At 64.8% G+C, this 6,049-nt stretch carries 4 protein-coding genes and 1 pseudogene; 4 read left to right on the forward strand and 1 reads right to left on the reverse strand.

All coding sequences use genetic code 11. From position 1 onward, the window contains the following. From HW577_RS18910 to HW577_RS26940, 3 genes are all read left to right on the forward strand, one after another. A partial coding sequence (locus tag HW577_RS18910; RefSeq protein ID WP_198377696.1) for a 2-oxo acid dehydrogenase subunit E2 occupies window positions 1-893 on the forward strand: 893 nt, incomplete at its 5' end. Then, a complete protein-coding gene (locus tag HW577_RS18915; protein WP_198377697.1) occupies window positions 890-1,135 on the forward strand; it encodes an acyl carrier protein in 246 nt (81 codons plus the stop codon). The genes HW577_RS18910 and HW577_RS18915, both read left to right, overlap by 4 nt. 13 nt (window positions 1,136-1,148) lie before the next feature. Next, window positions 1,149-1,271, forward strand: coding sequence for a BON domain-containing protein (locus HW577_RS26940; protein WP_269769571.1), 123 nt, complete (start codon window positions 1,149-1,151; stop codon window positions 1,269-1,271). A gap of 166 nt (window positions 1,272-1,437) precedes the next feature. On the opposite strand, the pseudogene HW577_RS18920 reads toward HW577_RS26940, so the two are convergent. Then, window positions 1,438-2,424, reverse strand: a pseudogene (locus HW577_RS18920) (IS3 family transposase). 219 nt (window positions 2,425-2,643) lie between these two features. On the opposite strand from HW577_RS18920, the gene HW577_RS18925 reads away from it, so the two are divergent. After that, a partial coding sequence (locus tag HW577_RS18925) for a beta strand repeat-containing protein (RefSeq protein WP_408639541.1) occupies window positions 2,644-6,049 on the forward strand: 3,406 nt, incomplete at its 3' end.

Here is a 6,049-nt window from a genome sequence, read left to right on the forward strand (position 1 = left end):
CCGCCAAGCCCATCGGGCCGCCCCCGGTCGTCGCGCCGCCGCCCGTCCCGCCACCGCTGGCGCCCGCGCCAACAACGGGCATGCGCCACGTCCGCGCAACGCCCGCCGCGCGCCATCGCGCGGCGGTGCTCGGCATTGTGCTGGAAGGTCTGCGCGGCACCGGCGTGGATGGCGCGATCTGTCTTGCCGACTTGACGGTCGAGGCGCCGCTTCGCCGCGGCGGCTTCGACGCGCTTGGCATGCGCAAGGCGATCGCCGCGGCCATGAGCCGGTCCAAGCGTGAGATCCCACACTACTATCTAGCCCAGACCGTGGACGTTTCCCCGGCGTTGGAACGGGTCGATCGGCTGAATGCCGGACGGGCACCGCCCGAGCGTCTGCTACCGGCAGCGATGATGTTGCGCGCGGCAGCGCTCGCCCTGGCGGACACCCCCGAGTTGAATGGCTTCTGGGAGGACAGTGGATTCCGCCCGGGCGAGGGCGTGCATGTCGGCTGGGCGGTTGCCCTGCGCGGCGGCGGCCTCGTCGCCCCGGCCATCCGTCATGCTGACCGCCTGCCGCTTGATGCGCTAATGGCCGCGATGCGCGACCTGGTGGCGCGCGCGCGCGGCGGCGGTATGCGCGGTTCCGAGCTCACCGACGCGACGATCACGGTGACCAGCCTCGGCGACCGTGGGGCCGAGAGCGTACTGCCCATCATCCACCCGCCGCAGGTCGCGATCCTGGGATTCGGCCGCGTCGTCGAGCGCCCATGGGTGGTGGATGGCGCGGTGGTGCCGCGCCGCGTTGTGGCAGTGACCTTGGCGGGCGATCACCGCGCCTCCGACGGCCATCGTGGCGGGCTGCTGCTCGCCCGCATCGGCGCGCTGCTGCAGAAGCCGGAGGCACTATGAGGCCGGACGAGACGATCGCGTTGGTGGCGGACATCCTCGGCGGCATCGCGCCGGAGGCCGATGTTTCGAAGGTGCCTGCCGATGCTGACCTGCGCGAGGCGCTCGATCTGGATTCCATGGATTTCCTCAGCTTCGTCACGGCCTTGCACGAGCGGACCGGGTGCGCCATTCCGGAAGCGGACATGCCCAAGCTACTGACGCTGGAAGGGCTGGTCGCCTACTTCCTCGCAGATGCGTGCTGAGGCAGACACGCGCGTGAGCGTGGTCACGCCGCTCGGCTCGGTGCCGAGCAAGCAGGAGCGGCAGCTGGCGGAGGACGATGCCTGGCACGTCTTCGGCGTGGACGGCGTGCTGAAGCGCCTTGACGTTCGGCCCTGAAGGAGAGCGGTGATGCAGACCACGGCGTTCTCCGCCTACGAGAGGGTGAGCGCGTTCGAGATTGATCCTGCCCCCTTGGATGTCCCCGCCCTGATCTGGAGTCCGTCGAAGGGATGCTCCGAGCCCCGACGTTGGAGCGCCCGAAAGTGGAGTTTTCGGGCCTTGATCACGGTGGCGGGTTGGTGATGCCACCGGGGTTCTGTAGGCAAATGGGCGCCTTCTGCCCGATCGCCCCATGCGGGTGTAGTATCTGCGCCAAGCGTCCAACTTTTCCCGCGCATCGGCAAGCGTCAGGAACCAGTGCGCGTTCAGGCATTCCGCGCGGACGCGCCCGTTGAACGCTGGTCGACCCGGATCGTCTTCGGATGGCCCAGCACGGCGCAGGCCTGCTCCAGCGCCGCCACAACATCCTCGGCCCGATAGCTGAACCGCGGATCGAGCACCGGGGAGTAGCGCGAGAAGGTGTCGACTACCGTCAGCACCCGGATCTTCCGCCCCGTCGCGAGCTGGTCGTGGATGAAGTCCATCGCCCAGGTCTCGTTCGCCCGGCTCGCTGGCCGGCGATCCTCGCGCAGCTTCGCCTTGACCCTTCGCTTGGACGTCTTGTTCCGCAGTTGCAGGCCGAGCTCCCGATAGATCCGGCAGGTCCGCTTGTGGTTCACGCACCATCCCTCCCGTCGCAAAAGCACATGCACGCGCCGATAGCCGTAGCGCACGCGTGTCGCGCAGATCTCCCTGATGCGCCCCTCGAGGCCGGCCTGGTCGGGTCGACGTGAGCGGTAGTGGTAGGTCGACGTGTCCACCTCCAGAACCCGGCATGCGCGCCGGATCGACACGTCCCACTCCCGCCGCACCGCGTCGGTGAGTTGGCGCTTGCGACCAGGCCTTAAGTTTTTCGGCGGATGACGCCCTGCAGCATCTCGCGATCCAGCGACAGGTCCGCCACCAGCTTCGGCAGCTTCCCGTTCTCGTCTTCCAACTGCTTCAGCCGCCGCATCTCCGGCGGCGTTATCCCGTCGTACTTCTTCTTCCAATTGAAGAACGTCGCCTGGCTGATCCCCGCCTTACGGCAGACCTCCGCCACCGGCATTCCCTCCGCGCCTTGCTTCAGAATGAACGCCTTCTGCGCATCACTGAACTTCGAGGCCTTCATCGCCTCTGCTCCTCCCAGCCCAGGGAAAACTCGGCACTGAAAACTCTACCTCCGACTGCTCCAGTTTCTCGGGCTCAGATCAGTGGACGCGGCAGGGCGGCCTCAGCCCGGATCACAACTAAGAGTTGCATTAAAGAAAAGTAATACCCTTTTCACGTTGTTGTGAACGGTGCGCTGCCGGACGATCATGCTCGTCTCTTTGTCCGGGCTCCAAAACACATGGCCAATATCTTCGGCTCCGATGGCAGCGACACCATCACTACGACTGTCAATACGGCAGGTGGCCAAACCTCTACTGAATCCAATGATCTCATCGTTGGGTCTTCAAATAATGCCGCAACTGGTAGCGACTTCATCGATGCCGGTGGCGGGCAAGATGTAGTCATCGGCGTGGGTGGGAACGATACTCTTCTTGGCGGCGACGCTGATGATAATCTCTCCGGGGGTCTTGGAGATGACTCACTTGTTGGCGGCGCCGGAAACGACTTCCTCGAGGGCAACGGCGGCCAGGACACTCTGACCGGCGGCAGCGGCGCCGACCGCTTCTACCTTGCGAACAACGGCCAAGGAGGCACCGTAGCTGCGCCGGATGTCGTTAGCGACTTCGTTGCTGCAGATGGCGATAACCTCTCCATTCTGGACGGGCTGGACACAACCGGCACGCTCGATCTCGTTTGGCGGGGAGACGCGACGGGACTTTTGGGCGCCCAGCCATCGCTCTCCGTCGGCCAGGCGCTGCCCAATGGCGCGAGCAGCACGCAGACATCGGTCTACAATATTCAACGCGCGTTCGGCGGCAGCTGGGTGGTCGCTGATCTCGACCGCGACGGTGTGCTCGACTCCACGGACTTTGCTGTGTTGGTGCTGCCCCCGGCCGGCGGTGCGCTGACCATCACTCCGGATTTCTTCGTCCCTGGCACATTCATCAACGGCCCCACCGTCACAATCGTCGGCACCAGCGGCGCCGACACGATCGATGAGGTTCTGGTCTCTGGTGGCGTCGTCGGTGGCCCCGCGACCGGAGGTGCCGACTTCATTTCCGCAGGCGATGGAAACGACTCCGTTCTCGCCGCTGGCGGAGACGACACCATTGACGGCGGCAACGGCAACGACTTTCTCGATGGCGGCACCGGAAACGACACCCTGCTTGGCGGTGCGAATAATGATCTTCTTACCGGCAATCTTGGCAATGACTCGTTGCTGGCCGGTTCCGGAAACGATTTTATCCTCGAGGGTGCGGGTAGTGACTTCGTTGATGGCGATATCGGCTTCGATGTCGTCAACTATCGCGATGTCTCGACGTCGCAGCCGCTTCGGGCAGTCATCAGCTCCAATGGGCTGACGGGCACGAACGCCTCCAACAATGCGAGCGTGACTGTCACGGGTTCCGGCGGCGCGGCCGGTGTCGACACCATCCGCAACTTCGAACAAATCGACGGGACCGGCGGCAACGACACAATCACCGTCAGCTCCATCGAAACAAGCACCTTCCTTTTTTACGCGCGCGGCAATGGCGGCGGCGACAGGATCATCGGCCCCGCGCAGGCCAATCGTGGCCTCTTCCTCGACTATCTGAGCGCTACCGCAGGCGTCTCAGTGAATCTCGCGACCGGTCTTGCGAGAGACGGTCTCGGCGGCACAGACACTTTCTCCGGCTTCACGGCGGTGCGTAGCTCGTCGCTTGGCGACACGCTGATAGGCGGCGCTGGCGACGACAGGTTCCGCGGCCGCGGCGGCAATGACTCGATCGACGGCGGCGCCGGCAGCGACATGGCAGACTACGGCGAATCAACCGCCCCCGTGACCGTCGACCTCTCGGTCGGGCGGGCTCTCTCCGACGGTGAAGGTGGCATCGATACGCTCGTCAGCATCGAGGAAGTTCGAGGCGGCAGCGGCAACGACAGCATTGTGGGCAGCATTGGAGCCGAACTGATCCGCGGGCAGGGCGGCAACGACGTCTTGATCGGCGGCGGCGGCAATGACACGGTCGACTTCGGCGGAGCCGGGAGTGGCGTAAGCGTCAACCTCGCAAGCGAGCGAGCATCAGGCGAAGGCGCTGATACCATTGCGGGCTTCACCTACGTCCTAGGCGGAGTGTTAAACGACACCCTCATTGGCAGCAGTGCGGCGGACACGCTCATTGGCGGGGCGGGTAACGATACGCTCCGAGGCGAAGCAGGCAGCGATCTGCTGATCGGGGGAAGCGGCTTCGACGAGGTGACCTATGCCGGCGATGGCACGGCGATCACCGTTCAGATCGCTGCTTCCGCGACTGGAAACAACGCGACGATCTCGTCGGGCGCGGATACTGACATCGCGCGCGACATTGAGGGCCTGTTCGGATCCGACGCCGGTGACCTGATCCAGGTCTCGTCGGTCAACACCGATGCGGGCTTCTTTGTCCGCAGCAGCGGCGGTGACGATACGATCATCGGAACCTCGGATCGCAGCACCGCACTCGCCGTCGACTATGTCTTCGCGAGCACCACAGGCGTGTCGGTCGACCTCGCGCTTGGCTCCGCATCGGTCGTCGGTGGCGGAACAGACTCGCTCGTGGACATCGCCTACATCCGCGGGACGTCTGGCTCGGATACGATGTTTGGCACCACGGGCACGGAACGCTTCCGGGGCCGTGGCGGCAATGACTACCTCGATGCGCGGGAAGGCGGCGGGGCCGATATTCTCGACTATGCCGACGTGACCGGGGCTGTGTCGGTCAACATGGCGCTCGAGCGCACGCTTCACGGCAACGGCGCGATCGACACGATCATCGCCTTCGAGGAAGTGCGTTCCACAACTGGCAACGACACGATCATCGGGTCTTCGAGCAACGATATCTTCCAGCCTTTCAACGGCAATGACTTCATTGACGGAGGCGCAGGCACGGATCGGGTGAGTTACCGCGCAACATCCGGCAACGTGCCCGCTCAGACGCGCGGTATCCTCGTAGACCTCGCGGCCGCGACGCCTACGGCGATCGACGCCTGGGGTGGGACTGACACTCTGATCGACATCGAGAACGTCACCGGATCGCAGCGCAGCGACTCAATACGTGGAAGCAGCCAGGATAATGCCTTCGATGGTTTGGGGGGCAACGACACGCTAGATGGCGGCGACGGGACCGATACGACGCGCTACAACAGCACGGCCGGCGACCAGACGACCGGCGTGACAGTGAACCTTGTCACCGGCGTCGCAAACGATGGCCAGGGGGCAATCGATCTCCTCATCTCGATCGAGAATGTCACTGGTAGCCGGTTCAGCGACCGCATTATCGGAAGCAGCGTAGCGAACGTCCTCACGGGGGTTGAAGGCGACGATACGATATCGGGCGATGCCGGCAACGACACGCTTGACGGCGGCACGGGCACCGACAGCCTGCTTGGCGGCATAGGCGATGATTTCTATCGGGTCGAGAGCCAGGCCGATGTCATCGTCGAGGCGCTGAACGCCGGCAGCGACACCGTCCAGGCCACGGCAGGGGCGGCCTATACGCTTGGCGCCAACATCGAGACGCTGGTGCTGACTGCCGGTGCGGCGCAGAACGGCATCGGCAACGGCCTCGCCAACACCCTGGTCGGCAACGGCTTCGCCAACTCGCTCGCCGGCGGTGCCGCGGCCGACA

Origin of the sequence: Neoroseomonas rubea (genome assembly GCF_016106015.1) — a bacterium.
Classification (GTDB): domain Bacteria; phylum Pseudomonadota; class Alphaproteobacteria; order Acetobacterales; family Acetobacteraceae; genus Neoroseomonas; species Neoroseomonas rubea.